Source organism: Photorhabdus akhurstii (genome assembly GCF_019090985.1).
GTDB lineage: Bacteria > Pseudomonadota > Gammaproteobacteria > Enterobacterales > Enterobacteriaceae > Photorhabdus > Photorhabdus akhurstii.
In genome coordinates, this window is record NZ_CP020335.1 from 5,297,000 (window position 1) to 5,313,642 (window position 16,643).

Sequence of the window (16,643 nt, forward strand, 5' to 3'; positions counted from 1 at the left end):
CTTAATTATGATGAGAAAGTAAAAGAATCAGCGTTTATAAATAACCTCAACGCCTTCGTCGTCATCTTCATCCCAATCGTCATCCCAGTCATCGTCTACTTCCGAAACCTGTTCCAATTGCTTCTTATGATAGTCATCCCACATAAATTCAACTTTCTCAGGCTGAGATTCACCGTTTGCTGTACTCATATTACGAGGCTGAGTTTTCATAAACTCCATAATATCCCAGCAAAGCGCTTTAACCCCTAGGTGATTTATCGCTGAGATCATATAAAAGTCGCCTTCCCACCCCAATTCATCAGCAATAGCTTGGGCTCGCTGTTTAGCTTCTTCTGAATCCAACAGATCAACTTTATTAAATACCAACCAACGTGGTTTTTCTGCCAATTTTTCACTGTATTGCTGTAGCTCGTTGACAATAATTCGAGCATTTTCAACAGGATCTGATTCATCAATAGGACAAATATCAATTACATGCAGCAGTACCCGGCAACGTTCCAAATGTTTCAAGAAACGAATACCCAAACCAGCGCCATCGGAAGCACCTTCAATGAGTCCTGGAATATCAGCCACAACGAAACTTTGTTCGTTATCCATCCTTACTACACCCAAGCTTGGTACCAGAGTAGTAAATGGATAATCTGCAACTTTTGGTTTAGCAGCAGAAACAGCTCGGATAAACGTGGATTTTCCCGCATTTGGCATCCCCAGCATACCAACATCTGCCAACAGCATCAGTTCCAACATCAATTCGCGGGTTTCACCTGAAGTTCCCATTGTTTTTTGACGAGGAGCCCGGTTAACAGAAGATTTAAAGCGGGTATTGCCAAGCCCGTGGAATCCACCTTTCGCAACCATTAAACGCTGTTCATGACGAATCATATCGCCAAGAACCTCACCGGTTACCGCATCACGGACACGCGTCCCAACAGGGACTTTAATCGTGATATCCTGACCACGCTTGCCAGTACAATCACGGCTTTGACCATTTTGTCCACGCTCCGCTCGAAAGGATTTTTCAAAACGATAGTCAATCAGTGTATTGAGATTTTCATCTGCTAGCAGATAGACATCTCCACCATCTCCACCATCCCCACCGTCTGGCCCACCTTTCGGAATATATTTTTCACGACGGAAGCTGACACAACCATTGCCACCATCCCCCGCAACAACCAGTATTCTGGCTTCATCTACAAATTTCATATTTTTTCTCCGTATGATAGCCATTACAGTGCTGGACGGCCGTGTTACCCAGAGATGGCGTACTTTAGAATATAAAAAGCCCCGCAACACATGCAGGGCTTCTGATTCGGTTTATAACTCGAAAAACTTATTCAGCTTCGATGCTGATAAATTTGCGGTTTTTCGGGCCTTTAACTTCGAATTTAACTTTCCCATCAGCTAATGCGAACAGGGTGTGATCGCGACCACAACCAACGTTATTGCCAGCGTGGAATTTAGTGCCACGTTGACGAACAATGATGCTGCCTGCTAATACAGACTCGCCACCAAAACGTTTTACACCCAGACGTTTACTTTCAGAATCGCGGCCATTACGAGTTGAGCCGCCAGCCTTTTTGTGTGCCATTAATCTGCTCTCCTAAATCTTAAGCGATGCCAGTGATTTTAACATCGGTGAACCACTGACGGTGGCCTTGCTGCTTACGGCTGTGTTTACGACGACGAAATTTAACGATTTTAATTTTCTCGCCACGACCGTGGGCAACGACTTCAGCTTTGATTTTAACGCCTTCAACGACAGGAGCGCCGATTTTAATGTCATCACCATTAGCGACCATCAGAACCTGGTCAAACTCAACAGTTTCACCCGTTGCGATGTCCAGCTTTTCCAGGCGAATAGTTTGACCTTCGCTGACTCGGTGTTGTTTACCACCACTTTGGAAAACCGCGTACATATAAACTCCGCTTTCCGCACGCCCCCTCAAATATCATTCCAGAGCGCACTATAAATATTCATAATAGGGCGCGAATTCTACGCAAAAAAGCCTAAGAAGACAAGTGCAGAATTAGAGCAGATGATAAAAAAACATAGTTGCTGAATTGTCATTTATTTAGACTGTTTTTCGAGTACAATCAAGACACAGCAATAACTATTTTAATGTTAATATGAACACAGCCCTGCATTAAAACCCATAGCCGAAAAAATATGAATTTAGAATCTATTATCAAGCTAACCGCTGATGATATGGCAGCGGTAAATGAAACCATTCTTAGTCAGTTGAATTCTGACGTTACTCTTATCAATCAGTTGGGCTACTACATAATCAGTGGCGGTGGAAAACGCCTCCGCCCAATCATTGCCATCCTGGCTAGCAAAGCATTGGGTTATCAGGGTGATAAGCATATTACTGTTGCCGCATTAATTGAATTTATCCACACAGCAACTTTGTTACATGATGATGTTGTGGATGAATCAGACATGCGACGTGGCAAAGCGACCGCCAATGCCATGTTTGGTAATGCAGCAAGCGTACTGGTTGGTGACTTTATATACACTCGCTCTTTCCAAATGATGACCGCTCTTAACTCTATGCGAGTTCTTAAATTGATGTCAGAAGCAACCAATGTTATCGCTGAAGGTGAAGTTTTACAGTTGATGAACTGCAATGATCCAAATATTTCTGAAGATGATTATATGCGGGTGATTTACAGTAAAACAGCCCGATTATTTGAAGTCGCCGCACATGCTTCTGCAATTCTTTCTAACGCCACCCCAGAGCAAGAAACCGCTTTACAAAATTACGGACGTTATTTAGGCACTGCATTCCAGTTAATAGACGACTTACTAGATTATGATGCCGATAGCGATACATTAGGCAAAAACACCGGTGATGACCTTAATGAAGGTAAACCAACATTACCTTTACTACACGCCATGAATCATGGTACTCCAGAACAATCAGCACTCATTCGTGAAGCAATTGAAAAAGGTAATGGCCGCCATTTACTCGAAACCGTACTGGTAACCATGAAACAGTGCGGCTCACTGGAATATACCCGTAAACGAGCAGAGGAAGAAGCAGATAAAGCAATAGCTGCTTTGCAGGCGCTGGAAAACTCCCCATACAAGCAAGCACTCGTGGGGTTAGCCCATATTGCCGTACAACGCCTTTCTTAATCGATAGAACAAAACCTGGGGTTAATCTGACTCCAGGTTTTTCTCTGCGTCTTCAGCACCCACATCAATATAACCAATAAGTTTTGCCAGCCCCTCTCGAAGGATAAATTTCACAATTTTTTCCCGCTCAACTTTAGTTAGTTGATAGTAAGCCTCAATCCAAATTAAGAATGGGTCTTGCCGTTTGTTTGCATAATCAACAGTGCTTTCCCCTACAGATAGCACATTAAGTACATCCTCAGGCAAGCTATTTATATGATATTCAAGAGCCTTGCCCTGAACACCCCGTTTACGTCTATATTCCCATCCTTCCCGCCTTGCCATCAGATTTATTCCCTGAGGCGAAGAAGGAAGTCCGGCAATACCAACCAGCTCTTTAGCTGAGTACCATTCTTTTTTCATACTTTTCTTCTCACTTTGCACCGGGATAATGAAGAAGAATCCAAGTTAGTTGGCATTTTTAATTTCCAAAAATAGGTCAAATAACAGAAAGTTTTTCTAAAAAACTTCTGATACCATCCCGTAAGATCATGGCTGTCACAGCCTGTTTCTCAGATTCTGATAACTGATGGAAAGCACCAACCCAAATCGATAAAGGATCTTGCTTCTGCACCTGATACTCAGAAGATGATTCATGAAGCTCCAGTGCTGCAATGGTCGTTTCCGGGAAACAGGAGTAGTGATACTCTACCGCTTTACCCTGTTTACCTCGTCTTTTCTGACGTAACCACTCCTCGCGTTTTGCTCTGGCATTAACTCCTTGTGGTGATCCAGGTAACTCACCCACGCCGATTAACTCCTTGGCCGAATACCACTCTTTTTTCATCACGTTTCTCTATTTTTGTAACCAAGTTCAAAAAAGAAGTTTTTAAGAAAAAATTTGGAAATATTTTTAGAAAAATAATGCTATTTTATTTCTCAATAACAGGTTTAAGTTCGTTATTACTCTCATGCGTACCTGTTATTTATACCACTAATGGCATCAAATTTAATAAAAAAAGGATTAAAAATGATTTCAAGGAAATCTGATTGGCATCCTGCCGATATAATTGCAGCTTTACGCAAGCGGGGAACAACCTTAGCTGAAGTATCACGCAGAGCGGGGCTTAGCTCGTCGACCCTAGCCAATGCGCTGTCTCGGCCGTGGCCAAAGGGAGAATGGATAATTGCGAATTATCTGGAAATACACCCTTCAGAAATTTGGCCAAGTCGCTATTTTGATCCAAATACTGGAGAATTATTAGAAAGGAAAGTACGCGAACAAACAAATAATTAGCTAACGAATTATATTCGTTGAATAAAAACCGCCGGTAATTCGCTATACCAGCGGTTTTATTATTTCATAGATATATATTTTTTACTTATAAAATATATAAATTAGTTATTAATAAATTTTTCGCCTAATTCTATATCTTTTCTCAATACATCTAGCATGCCTTCCAGCGCTTTCTGCTCAAAATCACTCAACTGACCAATGTCCAAACGCTCTTCTACGCCATTTTTACCCAAACGAACCGGCTGAGCGAAGAAGCGAGCATATTCGCCATCACCTTCAACATAAGCACACTCTACAACATCACTTTCGCCTTGTAAGCCGCGGACCAAAGAGAGCCCCAAACGAGCCGCAGCTTGCCCCATAGACAGAGTTGCAGATCCTCCACCCGCTTTAGCTTCAACTACTTCAGTGCCGGCATTCTGAATACGTTTAGTTAAGGCAACCAACTCTTCATCAGTAAAGCTCACACCTGGGATCTGCGACAACAGAGGTAAGATTGTCACACCAGAATGACCACCGATGACGGGCACTTCGATTTCCTGTGGTTTTTTATCTTTCAATTCAGCAACAAAAGTATTAGAACGAATAACATCTAGAGTTGTGATGCCAAACAGCCGGTTTTTGTCATATACACCCGCTTTTTTCAGCACTTCGGCTGCAATAGCTACAGTTGTGTTGACTGGGTTAGTAATAATCCCAATCAGTGCTTTCGGACAAGTTTTAGCCACTTGTTCTACCAGGTTACGAACGATACCCGCGTTAACATTAAACAGATCTGAACGATCCATGCCAGGTTTACGGGCAACACCCGCAGAAATCAATACAACATCTGCTCCCTCTAACGCAGGAGTGGCATCTTCACCGGCAAAGCCTTTAATTTTTACTTCCGTTGGAATGTGGCTCAGATCAACAGCCACCCCAGGTGTTACTGGAGCGATATCATATAAAGAGAGTTCTGAACCTGAAGGAAGCTGGGTTTTTAGTAGAAGAGCAAGAGCCTGACCAATACCACCGGCTGCACCGAGAACTGCAACTTTCATCCTGATACTCCTTAAATCGTTTATACTTTAAAATGCTGTGAATTCATCTGGTTAAGAACCATAGATTACTACGTTTTTGAAAACAATCTATTAACAGCCAAATTGTGGACTTACGCTCTAATAGTGGGACGCAAAAGTCGCCGTATTCTAGGCAAAATGCTTATCTGTTAATGAGATAACGGACACTATTTTGAGAATTTCCCTATGATTTTACGAAATAATCGGCTAAATACCTTACACCCAACAACAACGCCAAACAATATCATTTGATTAACAATATATTTACCTGAATAACCAACTAAAAAAAGCAAATTTTCATATTCATGTTTTATGAATTTCTATATAACATAAGGCCAATTTTGCTCGGTTCAAACTGGCTATAAAATCATTATTATTGCATAAAAATGCATTTATATGCATAATATCAAGCTTCATAGCTGACTGAATATGGTGAAATATGCGTACTCCCTCTAAACAGGAAGATTTAGTAAAAGCTTTCAAGGCGTTATTGAAAGAAGAAAAATTTAGCTCTCAAGGTGAAATTGTCACCGCTTTACTGGAAGAAGGTTTTGAGAACATTAATCAATCCAAAGTTTCCAGAATGCTCACTAAATTTGGCGCTGTTCGCACCCGGAATGCCAAAATGGAGATGGTCTACTGTCTGCCTGCTGAACTTGGCGTCCCAACAGCCACCAGCCCACTAAAAAACTTGGTATTGGACGTTGATCACAACCATTCAATTGTTGTCATTCGCACAAGTCCCGGTGCTGCACAGCTTATTGCACGTCTGCTAGATTCTCTTGGTAAAGCAGAAGGTATACTTGGCAGTATCGCTGGCGATGACACCATTTTTACCACACCAGCTAGAGGTTTTACGGCAGAGCAGTTACGTGAAGCAATTCTTGGGTTATTCGAACAAGAACTTTAAATGAACGCGCCAACAATGGCGCGATTCATTTTCCCTTGGTTATTTTCAGGATCGACAAGCTTTTTTATTCAGTGCAAATAGCAATTTTTCATGAATACCACCAAACCCACCATTACTCATAACCAGAATATGATCACCCTGTTGTGCCTTATCAACAATCATATTTACCAGTGAATCGATATCGGCACTCCAGTAAGCAGGCTGAACACAGCGATCTGCAATTTCTGATACATGCCATTTAATATTAGCTGGCTGAAATAAGAACACTGCGTCAGCACGTCCTAGTGCTGGCGCGATCTCATTCTTACTGATACCCATTCTCATGGTATTTGAACGCGGTTCCAACACAGTAATAATACGCGCAGTTCCACCAACCTTACTACGCAGAGCTTCTAAAGTTGCCAGTATTGCTGTCGGGTGATGTGCAAAATCATCATAAACAGTGATGCCATTCTCCTCACCACGCAGCTCAAGGCGACGACGTGCGTTAATAAATTCACTTAAAGCACAACAAGCATCTGCTGGCTGGACGCCAACATGATGTGCAGCGGCAATTGCAATCAGCCCGTTACGCATATTATGTTCACCCACCAACGACCAGTTCACTTCTCCAACAACTTTACCATCATAAAACACCTGATAATTACGGCTGTCTGTGCTGATCTTTTTTGCCTGCCAGTTACCGGTTTCACCCACTAGCTCCAATTCACTCCAACAGCCCATAGACAAAACCTGTTTCAGGTTAATATCGTTATCCGGGATAAGGATCTTGCCACTACCCGGAACGATCCTAACAAGATGGTGGAACTGTCTCTGAATAGCCGCCAGATCGCCAAAAATATCGCCATGATCGAATTCCAGATTGTTCATGATCAGCGTACGTGGGCTGTAATGCACAAACTTAGATCGTTTATCAAAAAAGGCACTGTCATATTCATCAGCTTCTATTACAAAAAACGGGCTTTCCCCGAGTTGAGCTGATGTTTCAAAATTCCCCGGAACACCACCAATTAAGAAACCTGGTTTATAACCACAAGCTTCCAAAATCCAGGCTAACATACCCGCAGTCGTTGTCTTGCCATGCGTCCCTGCAACCGCCAGCACCCAACGTTCAGGCAAAACATAATCATGCAGCCATTGTGGGCCAGAAGTATAAGGGAGCCCACGCTCCAGCACCGCTTCTACACAAGGATTCCCACGGCTCATAATATTACCGATGATGACCATATCTGGCGCAGAATCCAACTGTGCCGGGTCATATCCCTGAATCAGATTAATCCCATGTTTTTCCAGTAAGGTACTCATTGGTGGATAAACATTGGCATCAGAACCAGTCACTTCATGGCCAAGAGAACGTGCCAAAATCGCCAGTCCACCCATAAAAGTGCCGCAGATACCAAGAATATGAATACGCATTGATTTCCTATTCCATAGCATGAAGTTAGCCACTATTCTAACCATCAATAGCAAGATAAGAAATGGAATAGCCTATGAATCATCCCTTTCTTTGGCTAAACTGCCCGCGTAAGAGTGCAACAGTCACTCTAAAACCACTATCAAATCACATTCAGGACTTTCGTCATGAAAACATTAGGCGAATTCATCGTCGAAAAGCAGCACGATTTTTCTCACGCTACGGGTGAACTCACTGCATTGCTTTCCGCTATTAAGCTCGGAGCAAAAATCATTCACCGTGATATCAACAAAGCCGGTTTAGTGGATATTTTAGGGACCAGCGGTGTGTCCAATATCCAAGGCGAGGTGCAGATGAAACTGGACCTGTATGCTAATGAAAAACTCAAAGCAGCACTGAAAGCACGCGGTGAAGTTGCGGGGATCGCTTCAGAAGAAGAAGATAATATCGTCATTTTCGAAGGAGACCGCGCAGAAAACGCAAAATATGTTGTTTTGATGGACCCATTGGATGGTTCTTCAAATATTGATGTAAACGTTTCCGTCGGTACTATCTTCTCTATCTACCGCCGTATTACCCCCATCGGCCAGCCAGTGACTGAAAAAGATTTCCTGCAACCAGGCCATCGTCAGGTTGCCGCCGGATATGTTGTTTACGGTTCTTCAACTATGCTGGTCTACACCACCGGCTGTGGGGTACACGCCTTTACTTACGATCCTTCCTTGGGAGTATTTTGTCTTTCCCATGAGAAAGTTCAGTTCCCACCCAATGGCAATATGTATTCCATCAACGAAGGGAATTACATCAAATTCCCTATGGGGGTAAAGAAATACATCAAATATTGCCAGGAACAAGATGAAGCCACTCAGCGCCCTTATACCACCCGTTATATTGGCTCGCTGGTTGCTGATTTTCACCGCAATCTGCTGAAAGGCGGTATCTACATTTACCCAAGCACAGCTAGCCATCCATCAGGAAAATTACGCCTACTGTATGAATGTAACCCAATGGCATTCCTGGCTGAACAAGCCGGAGGTAAAGCCAGTGATGGCGTCAACCGCATTCTGGATATCATCCCATCCAAACTGCATCAGCGCGTTCCTTTCTTTGTGGGCAGTAAATCGATGGTGGAGAAAGCAGAGAGTTTTATGGCTGAGTTCCCAGATGAGTAATTTCATCGGTTAATTTCGGATAAGCGGCGGGATTTTTCGTCGCTTTTTTGATTTTAACTAGTTACTTTATTACTGATTGGTGACCACCTAACAGATCACCTTCAATAAAATGGCGACTACACAAAATCGTGCACAAACTAAAGGAGTAGTCACCACTTCTGTCAGATATGAAAAATTCTCCCATCCCCAGTTGGGAGTTCTACGGTTAGGCTAAGTTTGCCTCCCATAGCTTCAACATAACGCTTTAACGTAGCCAGTTTTATATCGTTACCCCGTTGTTCTATTTGCGTAATTGCAGGCTGACTAATACCTAAACTATCCGCCAGTTTTTTCTGAGAGATATTCAGCTCTTCTCTCATCAGTTGCAAACCAGTTTCTAAAATCATTTCATCAGCCATCTGTTTTATATCTGCTCGATCTTCAACAGAAAATTCTCGTATCTTATCTTTAAGAGTTTTCATTTTTACCCTCCAAACTCGCTAAGTGAGCTTTATACTCAGCATCAGCCACCGAGATCATTTCTTTGTAAAAACGCTTTTCGTTCCCTGTCTTATCACCAGCACATAGAACAATAGCTCGTCTTAATGGGTCAAAGGCAAAAAATGCTCTTATTGGCCTCCCCTTACACTGAATTCTTAACTCTTTCATATTGTTAAATTTTGAACCATACAAAGAGTCAACAACAGGACGGCCTAGTTGAGGACCAAACACTTCTAACACACTAAGGTCTGCCAATATTTTTTTCTGGGTACTGATATCTTGCTCATCAAACCAATCTTCAAATCGACGAGTTAAAATTATAATCCACACAACAACCTAATAAGTCATGACTTATGACAACATAATATAATCCACAACTTATATATCAATATGTAAATACAAAAAATGCCCTATACAGAAGCTAACTGCACCTTTGTCATGTGTGGTAATGAGCATGTCACTGGTTATTATGCTCTCGCCAGTGGCAGTGTTAAACGACCTTTTGTTCTAGGTTTTATAGTGATTGCACCACGGGGCTATCATCAAACTCAGAGACAGCATTTACCAACAAGCTACTTGTCAGAAAAATGGAGAGTACTTTAAAAAATGTTTTGGCTATAATACTCCCCACTCTATTCTGGTTTGAAATAAAGGAAACTTTCATGAGCCTGAACTTAGTACCGGCAGGAAAAGAACTGCCTGAAGATATCTATGTCATTATTGAGATCCCTGCAAACGCAGATCCAATTAAATATGAAATTGATAAAGAATCCGGTGCGCTGTTTGTAGACCGTTTCATGTCTACCGCGATGTTCTATCCATGCAACTATGGTTACATCAACAACACTTTATCTCTGGATGGTGACCCGGTTGATGTTCTGGTTCCGACGCCATACCCACTACAACCAGGCTCTGTGATTCGTTGCCGTCCGGTTGGTGTTCTGAAAATGACTGATGAATCAGGTGAAGACGCGAAACTGGTTGCAGTGCCACATAGCAAACTAACCAAAGAGTATGATCACATTAAAGATGTGAACGATCTACCAGAACTACTGCGCGCTCAGATCACTCACTTCTTTGAGCGCTATAAAGATCTGGAAAAAGGTAAGTGGGTTAAAGTGGATGGTTGGGATAATGCCGAAGCTGCTAAAGCAGAAATTATCTCCTCTTTCGAACGTGCCGCTAAGAAATAGTTTTTTCCTGTTTGAATAATTAAAAAACCTCTGGGAAACATCACCAACAGAGGTTTTTTAATACCATACTCCCTTTTTATTACAAAAAAAGGCTTTTTATTTACTCTTCCACATGACGCTTCAACCAGTCACCGCTTTTTATCCGCCGTAAACCAGTTATTGGAAACTGATAAAGATATATCCATGCATTGCCATACGGTGTCTGAATCAATTCCCTTAGATACTCCCGCGAATTATCTTTCAAATCGTCTAATTCTGTCAGGATAGTAGAATTGATTCGATATACCTCACATTCAATACTTCCGTCACCACGGACAACCGCAGGATAATGCCCAAGGTCATATAGCTCATAGCCTTCCAGCCGATGATCACCTAACCATTGAGCATCGGTCATCCAGTGATGATTGCCCTGTTTGCGCCGTAAGCTGCCATAAACAATAATTCGCATTTTTAAAACTCAAACTGATAGAGCAAATCCAATGTCTGATCAATACCAGACACCGCTTCCAGATACAATCTAGGCATCAACCTATAACGTAAGGTTAATGTTGCCAGTGAATCAAATATACCAACACCATACTTAACTTGCAGATCTTTTGTAATCTTCCCGCTAACAACTACCTGTGATTTATCACCAACCCCCTGAGTATCCAGAGCTAAGTCGGAAACACCAAATATTTCACCGATCTTACCCACCAACTGACCACTCTGTGCAACCCCCAAACCTATTAATATTGCCGTCATCTGTGAGTTGTCCGAGTTACTATTCTCTAACCCTTCACCACGCAACAGATAAGAAAGTGCCTCCAATTGTGATCTCACAGGCTCTGAAAAAATTTCTACTTTTGGCTGATCCGCCAAACCGGTCACCCTTACCCCTGCAATAACCTGCCCATCGGTAGAATCTGGATTACGAATAGCCTCAATATTCAGCAATGGCTGATCAGGTGGACCGGAGAACATAATCAGCCCTTTGCGAACAATCAGATCCTGCCCATAAGTATGGAAACGACCATCAAGAATATCAACTTGACCATTCAAACCCAGTCCCTGTTTATCTTGAACAACCTTCAAATCGCCTTTAAGTTGCGCTTTAAGGCCGAAAGCACTGAGACGAATATCGTCTCCTATATGAATCGTCAAATTACTTTGAATCGGTATCGACGCTTTTTTCTCCTGTAATGGCTGAAGATTCTCATTCAATATGACTTCATCCGGTGATGCCTCAACTGTCGCTTCTGGTAGCTCCTTCACAGTAATACGCGCCCAAGGAATACCAACGCTACCATCCAATTTCAGCAACTGAGGAGAAGCCTCAAATACCAGAGCAGGGCTAACATCGATTTTCACCATTGGTGGAAAAACCACTCTTAACTTATCACCATTAGCCGCCACTCTTGCATGCCATGCATCCACATTGCGCCAGTCTGCATCACCATTCAGGTTAAGTTGTCCTTTCGGGGTTTTGATAACCCCCTCAAGAACAGAGCGTACTCCATCAAAATTCACACCGATTTGCCCTTGAGTAATATCAAATGGTATCCAATGACCTGAAACTTGCAATGCACCCAAGTTCAACCGGCCAAACAATAATGGATTTTTGACATTACCACCCAAACGCAGGTTAGCATTCAAATGACCTTCCGCCTTATCACCTTTCCCTAGAATCGGCTTGATTAACGCCAATGAAATATCCTGAACATCGACATTGCCCGACAGCTTACGGCTCCCTGCAAGATCAGCAATCTGAACGTCACCGTTAAACTGACCATTTCCCATAATCTTAAACAACCAATTCAGCTTTGCCGTGCCATTCTTCAAGCCTGCATTGAGTGTCAGCGTCTGTAAATCTACCGGCAACGCAGTACCATCAACCATCTGCTTAACCTGCACCCCATCACCACGCAAAATAACATTGGCCTGAGGTAATCCTCCGTCCGCACTCCATTTAACGTCAGCATTGCCACTGAATACACCTTTCAAATGTGTTTCAGGCCCCAGTAATGGCTGAATCATAGCAAGATCAAAGCGTTCAAGAATAAGGGATGCGCTACCGCTGGCACCTGCTTCAATGAGTTTAGGTACGCAGAGCCGCGCATGTGGATTCAGCCAACAATGCGTGCCCACAGTAACTTTCTGTTGTTGATTAAAATAATCGAGAGTTATTGCTTTAGTTAAACGCCATTCTCCAACCGGGGTGTCAAAACGGGTATTGTCGATGCTGCCTTTCCATCGCTGTTGCTTACGATCAAAACTACCATTAAGCGAAAGTTGACCAGCAATCGGCTCACCGTCGACCTTCAATTGCAAGTTGTGCTGTTTTTCATTGCCCTTTGCATCCAACGTCAAATTACGGACAATCAAATCCGCCTGTTTTAACTGACTGACTTTAACAGCAAGATCCCCGTGGATCTGTTCATCAGAACGTACATTCCCCTTTACACTCACACGATCAATGCGCAAATCCTGCCACTTCAATCCATTGGCATTGAGATCAGCCGAAAGCTGAGGCGTTTGCATATTACCGCGCAGTTTCAGCGTTCCGTTCACAACACCGCCAAGCCCCGGTAATATGCCATCCAGCTTCGGTGCATTGATATCGCCATCCAGTTTCCACTGTTTGGACAACTGGCCCTGAAAACTCATTTTATTGCGCCCTAAAGCCAGCTCAAATTGAGTAATATTCCACTGACCAGCCGCGTTACCAGAAATCTTACCTCTGGCTTTTACTAAGTTCTGTTTTACGTTACCGTCCAGCATAATTTCTGGGATCTGGAGCTGCCAACTACCACCGTGTAAACTACCACGGGTCACTATTTTCCCCTCTATTTTGGCAGGCCATTCCGGCCACTGTTTAGCGGTATTGATCCCGGAGAGTATCAGCACCGTATTCCAACTTATAGCTTTGCTCCAATCCGCCACACCTGCCAATTCAACCTTTCCCTGCAAAGCAGATAGGCGTAGACGAGTCAACTTAAACTGCTCTTCATTACCTTTAGCATCTAACACAAGTAATGCCGGTGGAATTTCATTTCCCTTAATACCGGAACGCAATGACAGATCATAGCCACTGGCCTTACCATTCAGGCGCATTTTTATGCCATCAAGCTGATATTCAGGCATCCCCGTTAAAGGCCAACTCAGTTGCTGGCTTTCAAACGTCATCCGCACTGGTAAACCTGTCTTCGCCAGTTCCGCTTGAGCATCAAGTTTAGCGCTGACAGGACCAGACAAATTCAGCCCTAGACTGAGCTGCTCCAGTAAAGCGCCATTAAGTTTTACATTAACCTTCTGCCCTTGGATCTCTTGTCGACTTAATTCACCCTTTATTAGCAGTTTTATCGGCCACTGCTGCGCCAGAGTCGCGGAACCATTAACGGCAAGAGAACCTTCCGGCATTTTAACATTCAATTTATTGAGCTGAATCTGCTGTCCCTGATTGCTAAGTTGCAGTAAAAACTCATTGATTGTGATATTGGTATCACCCGTCAGCCGTAATTGCTTACCACTGATCCCTTCAACAGTCATATCCAGTGGAATAGGCACTTCTGGTAACGTTGCCAATAGCGGTTGGGAGAACAATTTTTTCAGGATTTCCGCCAACGATTTTTCCGGTTCACTCCCTCGTTTCGCTTCCTCTTCTGCTTCCATCGTTTTCAGCCGTTCAGGGGGAATTTTTGGCAGTCCCACCAGCAATCCATTAATTTTCGTTGGCTTAAGCGTTAATGCTTTTTGCTGCCAATGAGCTGCGGTCCTAAATTCATCAAGAGCAAATAGCGTATCATTTACAGTGACAGTGACATTTTTAACAGATAGCAAATCAAGTGAGACTGGATACGGCGTCCTCAGTTCAGTCAAAGGCTCTGACTTTGGTGATGGTTCTCCCGCAGGGGGCAATTGGCTAGTATTAATCGCCACTTTTACGCCTTCCGTCGTCAATGCATTAATACATAACTGACTATTTTTCAGACAAGAAAGACGCAATGAAAGGTGGAGTTGATTGACATTAACATTCACACCAGGCATTCGATATTTAACGCCTTTCAGAGTCAAATCACGCCAACCACCACTGACGCTGGCTATATCTAGCCCCGGTACCCAACGGGCAGCACTATTAATCATAAAATGCAGGCCAGATTGCGTTCCAACCAACCCAGCGATAACAATAACCAACAAAGTCACCATCAGCAGAAAAGCAATACTGACCTTTTTAATCCATCTCATAATTCAGATCCTAACCCGATGTAAAACTGGATATTACGGGATTCTGGATCCCCTATTGGTCTGGCAAGGTCAAATTTAATGGGTCCGACTGGAGAAGCCCAACGCACACCAACACCCACGCCGGTTTTAAAATCGCTCTTTCTAATGTCATTAATGGCCTCGCCGGTATCAACAAAAACAGCACTCCACCAATTACCCGTGACGTTATATTGGTACTCGAGCGAACCCACAACCAGTGCGGATGCACCGGTCAATTTGCCTTTATCGTCTTTAGGGGAAATTTTCTGATATCTGTAACCACGGACACTATGATCACCACCAGCGAAAAAGCGTAAGTCAGGGGGAACTTTTTCGAACGCATTGGTTTCTATCCAACCCAAATTACCCCGAGCAACAAAACGGTGATTATCCCAATAAGTTCTGATCCAAACGTTTTGCGCCTGTAACACCAAGAAATCGACATCGGAACCCCAGAGGGTATCGGAGATATCAATAGAATAGCGCTGGCTATCGCCCCAATAAGGCATCGTCCCCCCACGCTGGCGAATACGGCTAACATTTGCTCCTGGGTACAATAACATTGCCGTATTGGTGACATTAGCCTGAGTAAAGTGGCTGAGACTCCAACGCATATTGATCCCATACTGCCACCCCGTTGAAAGATCCCAATTACGGGAAAGATTTACTGTCGCGGTATCTGATACGGTATCATTGATATCTTTACGCTTATAACCCGTCTGCAATGCGTAATATTGCTCTAACGGGTTTACTTTCAGCGGCATTTTATAGGTGGCATCAACAACCTGTTCAGGTGCAGAAAGGTTGATGCTGGTACTAAGGCTGTGTCCACGGGAATTAAGCCAAGGTTTTGTCCATTTCGCCTTTACCCGTGGTCCTATATCAAATCCATAACCCCCACCCAGTTCAACATAGTTTTTGGAACGTGGAGTTAATACCGCTTCAAGAGGAAGCATCCCGTCACCGTTTTTTCTCGCGGTATTAAAATCCGGTGTAACTACCGCTGAGTTAAACCAGCCAGTTTCTGCTAACCGCCGATTCAATTCGGCCAATTGTTCTGAGGTATAAAAATCCCCTTCTTTGAACGGAACCAGAGGATTCAGATAATCTTCGCGGATCTGTGAACCACGATAACGTATCTGACCAAAGTGATAACGCTCACCGCTATTAAAAACAAAGTCCCAGAATGCCTCATGCCGCGCTTTGGAAACACCCAATTGGCTCTTTTTCATAACAGCGTCAAAATAACCTTTCCTAATAGCAAGCCCGGTCAGAGAACCTTTAAGGCTTTCATATTCATCATGATTAAGAACCGTTCCTTTCTTTGGGCTTTTGCTTTTTACCAGTTTGGCATAATCTCCATCTGTCTTTGCCCCACCTTCCAAAACAACATTAACACCGGCGATTCGCACAGGTTCACCTGCGGTAACTTTTGCCGTTAATACCGAGCGAGCAGGTGGTTTATTTTCCTGATAGGTAAACTCGATAATAGGTTCATAATAACCAAGCGGGCGCAAGCCTTCACGAATCGCTTTATCTACACGAGATCGAAAACGGCCATCTGGCGCAACTTCATCTGTGCTGATAGTGGAGAGATGAATTCGGGCATTTTTCGCTAAACTGCCTGTTAGTCCCTCTATTTTCAGACGAAGATTAGCGCTATAAGCAATGGGAGAGGCGATAGACACACAAAGAAAGCATAAAACGGGGTATCTTGACACGCGAACTCCTAACCTGATCGGAATAATTTGACTATAAT

General features: G+C 43.3%; 17 protein-coding genes. 5 read left to right on the forward strand and 12 right to left on the reverse strand.

What is annotated here, in order from left to right; all coding sequences use genetic code 11:
* Nucleotides 1-27 precede the first annotated feature (27 nt).
* The 3 genes from cgtA to rplU all read right to left on the reverse strand — a co-directional run bounded on the left by cgtA (nucleotide 28) and on the right by rplU (nucleotide 1,916).
* Nucleotides 28-1,203 carry an Obg family GTPase CgtA gene (gene cgtA / locus B0X70_RS22685; RefSeq protein WP_217470455.1) on the reverse strand — a complete coding sequence of 392 codons (1,176 nt, stop codon included), beginning with the start codon at nucleotides 1,201-1,203 and terminating at the stop codon, nucleotides 28-30.
* A 127-nt stretch (nucleotides 1,204-1,330) separates the two neighbouring features.
* Nucleotides 1,331-1,588, reverse strand: a complete 258-nt coding sequence (gene rpmA, locus B0X70_RS22690; protein ID WP_011148617.1) for a 50S ribosomal protein L27 — start codon at nucleotides 1,586-1,588, stop codon at nucleotides 1,331-1,333.
* 19 nt (nucleotides 1,589-1,607) lie between these two features.
* Nucleotides 1,608-1,916, reverse strand: coding sequence for a 50S ribosomal protein L21 (gene rplU, locus B0X70_RS22695; RefSeq protein ID WP_011148618.1), 309 nt, complete (start codon nucleotides 1,914-1,916; stop codon nucleotides 1,608-1,610).
* A 251-nt stretch (nucleotides 1,917-2,167) separates the two neighbouring features.
* On the opposite strand from rplU, the gene ispB reads away from it, so the two are divergent.
* Nucleotides 2,168-3,139, forward strand: a complete 972-nt coding sequence (gene ispB / locus B0X70_RS22700) for an octaprenyl diphosphate synthase (protein WP_036776542.1) — start codon at nucleotides 2,168-2,170, stop codon at nucleotides 3,137-3,139.
* A gap of 21 nt (nucleotides 3,140-3,160) precedes the next feature.
* Here ispB and B0X70_RS22705 read toward each other — a convergent pair whose 3' ends face one another.
* Together B0X70_RS22705 and B0X70_RS22710 are read right to left on the reverse strand one after the other, a co-directional pair.
* A complete protein-coding gene (locus tag B0X70_RS22705) occupies nucleotides 3,161-3,541 on the reverse strand; it encodes a DNA-binding protein (RefSeq protein ID WP_036776545.1) in 381 nt (126 codons plus the stop codon).
* A gap of 76 nt (nucleotides 3,542-3,617) precedes the next feature.
* Nucleotides 3,618-3,965, reverse strand: coding sequence for a DNA-binding protein (locus B0X70_RS22710; RefSeq protein WP_036776546.1), 348 nt, complete (start codon nucleotides 3,963-3,965; stop codon nucleotides 3,618-3,620).
* A gap of 183 nt (nucleotides 3,966-4,148) precedes the next feature.
* Here B0X70_RS22710 and B0X70_RS22715 point away from each other — a divergent pair, with 183 nt between their 5' ends.
* Entirely contained in the window at nucleotides 4,149-4,415 is a 267-nt protein-coding gene (locus tag B0X70_RS22715; protein ID WP_011148622.1) for a helix-turn-helix domain-containing protein, read from the forward strand.
* A gap of 101 nt (nucleotides 4,416-4,516) precedes the next feature.
* Here the strand turns inward: B0X70_RS22715 and mdh are convergent, their stop codons facing one another.
* The gene (gene mdh, locus B0X70_RS22720; protein ID WP_040151153.1) at nucleotides 4,517-5,455 is read right to left on the reverse strand and encodes a malate dehydrogenase; all 939 of its coding nucleotides are present in this window, start codon (nucleotides 5,453-5,455) and stop codon (nucleotides 4,517-4,519) included.
* Between the two features lie 457 nt (nucleotides 5,456-5,912).
* Between mdh and argR the strand changes: the two genes are divergently transcribed.
* Nucleotides 5,913-6,383 carry a transcriptional regulator ArgR gene (argR, locus tag B0X70_RS22725; RefSeq protein WP_036776550.1) on the forward strand — a complete coding sequence of 157 codons (471 nt, stop codon included), beginning with the start codon at nucleotides 5,913-5,915 and terminating at the stop codon, nucleotides 6,381-6,383.
* A gap of 45 nt (nucleotides 6,384-6,428) precedes the next feature.
* Here argR and mpl read toward each other — a convergent pair whose 3' ends face one another.
* Nucleotides 6,429-7,799, reverse strand: a complete 1,371-nt coding sequence (gene mpl, locus B0X70_RS22730; RefSeq protein ID WP_217470456.1) for a UDP-N-acetylmuramate:L-alanyl-gamma-D-glutamyl-meso-diaminopimelate ligase — start codon at nucleotides 7,797-7,799, stop codon at nucleotides 6,429-6,431.
* Between the two features lie 165 nt (nucleotides 7,800-7,964).
* Between mpl and fbp the strand changes: the two genes are divergently transcribed.
* Nucleotides 7,965-8,969, forward strand: coding sequence for a class 1 fructose-bisphosphatase (fbp, locus tag B0X70_RS22735; protein WP_046396595.1), 1,005 nt, complete (start codon nucleotides 7,965-7,967; stop codon nucleotides 8,967-8,969).
* Between the two features lie 161 nt (nucleotides 8,970-9,130).
* Here fbp and B0X70_RS22740 read toward each other — a convergent pair whose 3' ends face one another.
* On the reverse strand, nucleotides 9,131-9,430 hold the full coding sequence (locus B0X70_RS22740; protein WP_049585084.1) for a type II toxin-antitoxin system RelB family anti-toxin: 300 nt from the start codon (nucleotides 9,428-9,430) through the stop codon (nucleotides 9,131-9,133).
* Nucleotides 9,417-9,773, reverse strand: a complete 357-nt coding sequence (locus B0X70_RS22745) for a type II toxin-antitoxin system RelE/ParE family toxin (RefSeq protein ID WP_472853265.1) — start codon at nucleotides 9,771-9,773, stop codon at nucleotides 9,417-9,419. The genes B0X70_RS22740 and B0X70_RS22745 overlap by 14 nt, the downstream gene beginning before the upstream one ends.
* A 338-nt stretch (nucleotides 9,774-10,111) precedes the next feature.
* Between B0X70_RS22745 and ppa the strand changes: the two genes are divergently transcribed.
* Complete coding sequence (gene ppa / locus B0X70_RS22750; protein WP_036776561.1) at nucleotides 10,112-10,642, forward strand: inorganic diphosphatase; 531 nt, start codon at nucleotides 10,112-10,114, stop codon at nucleotides 10,640-10,642.
* A 100-nt stretch (nucleotides 10,643-10,742) separates the two neighbouring features.
* Here ppa and B0X70_RS22755 read toward each other — a convergent pair whose 3' ends face one another.
* Genes B0X70_RS22755 through tamA form a run of 3 tightly spaced genes read right to left on the reverse strand, consistent with a single transcriptional unit; the run spans nucleotide 10,743 to nucleotide 16,605 of the window.
* Entirely contained in the window at nucleotides 10,743-11,090 is a 348-nt protein-coding gene (locus B0X70_RS22755; protein ID WP_065392172.1) for a gamma-glutamylcyclotransferase family protein, read from the reverse strand.
* 2 nt (nucleotides 11,091-11,092) lie between these two features.
* Nucleotides 11,093-14,866: an autotransporter assembly complex protein TamB gene (gene tamB, locus B0X70_RS22760; RefSeq protein ID WP_217470458.1), complete on the reverse strand. Its 3,774-nt coding sequence runs from the start codon at nucleotides 14,864-14,866 to the stop codon at nucleotides 11,093-11,095.
* Nucleotides 14,863-16,605, reverse strand: a complete 1,743-nt coding sequence (gene tamA, locus B0X70_RS22765) for an autotransporter assembly complex protein TamA (protein WP_217470459.1) — start codon at nucleotides 16,603-16,605, stop codon at nucleotides 14,863-14,865. The genes tamB and tamA overlap by 4 nt, the downstream gene beginning before the upstream one ends.
* Between the last annotated feature and the right edge of the window lie 38 nt (nucleotides 16,606-16,643).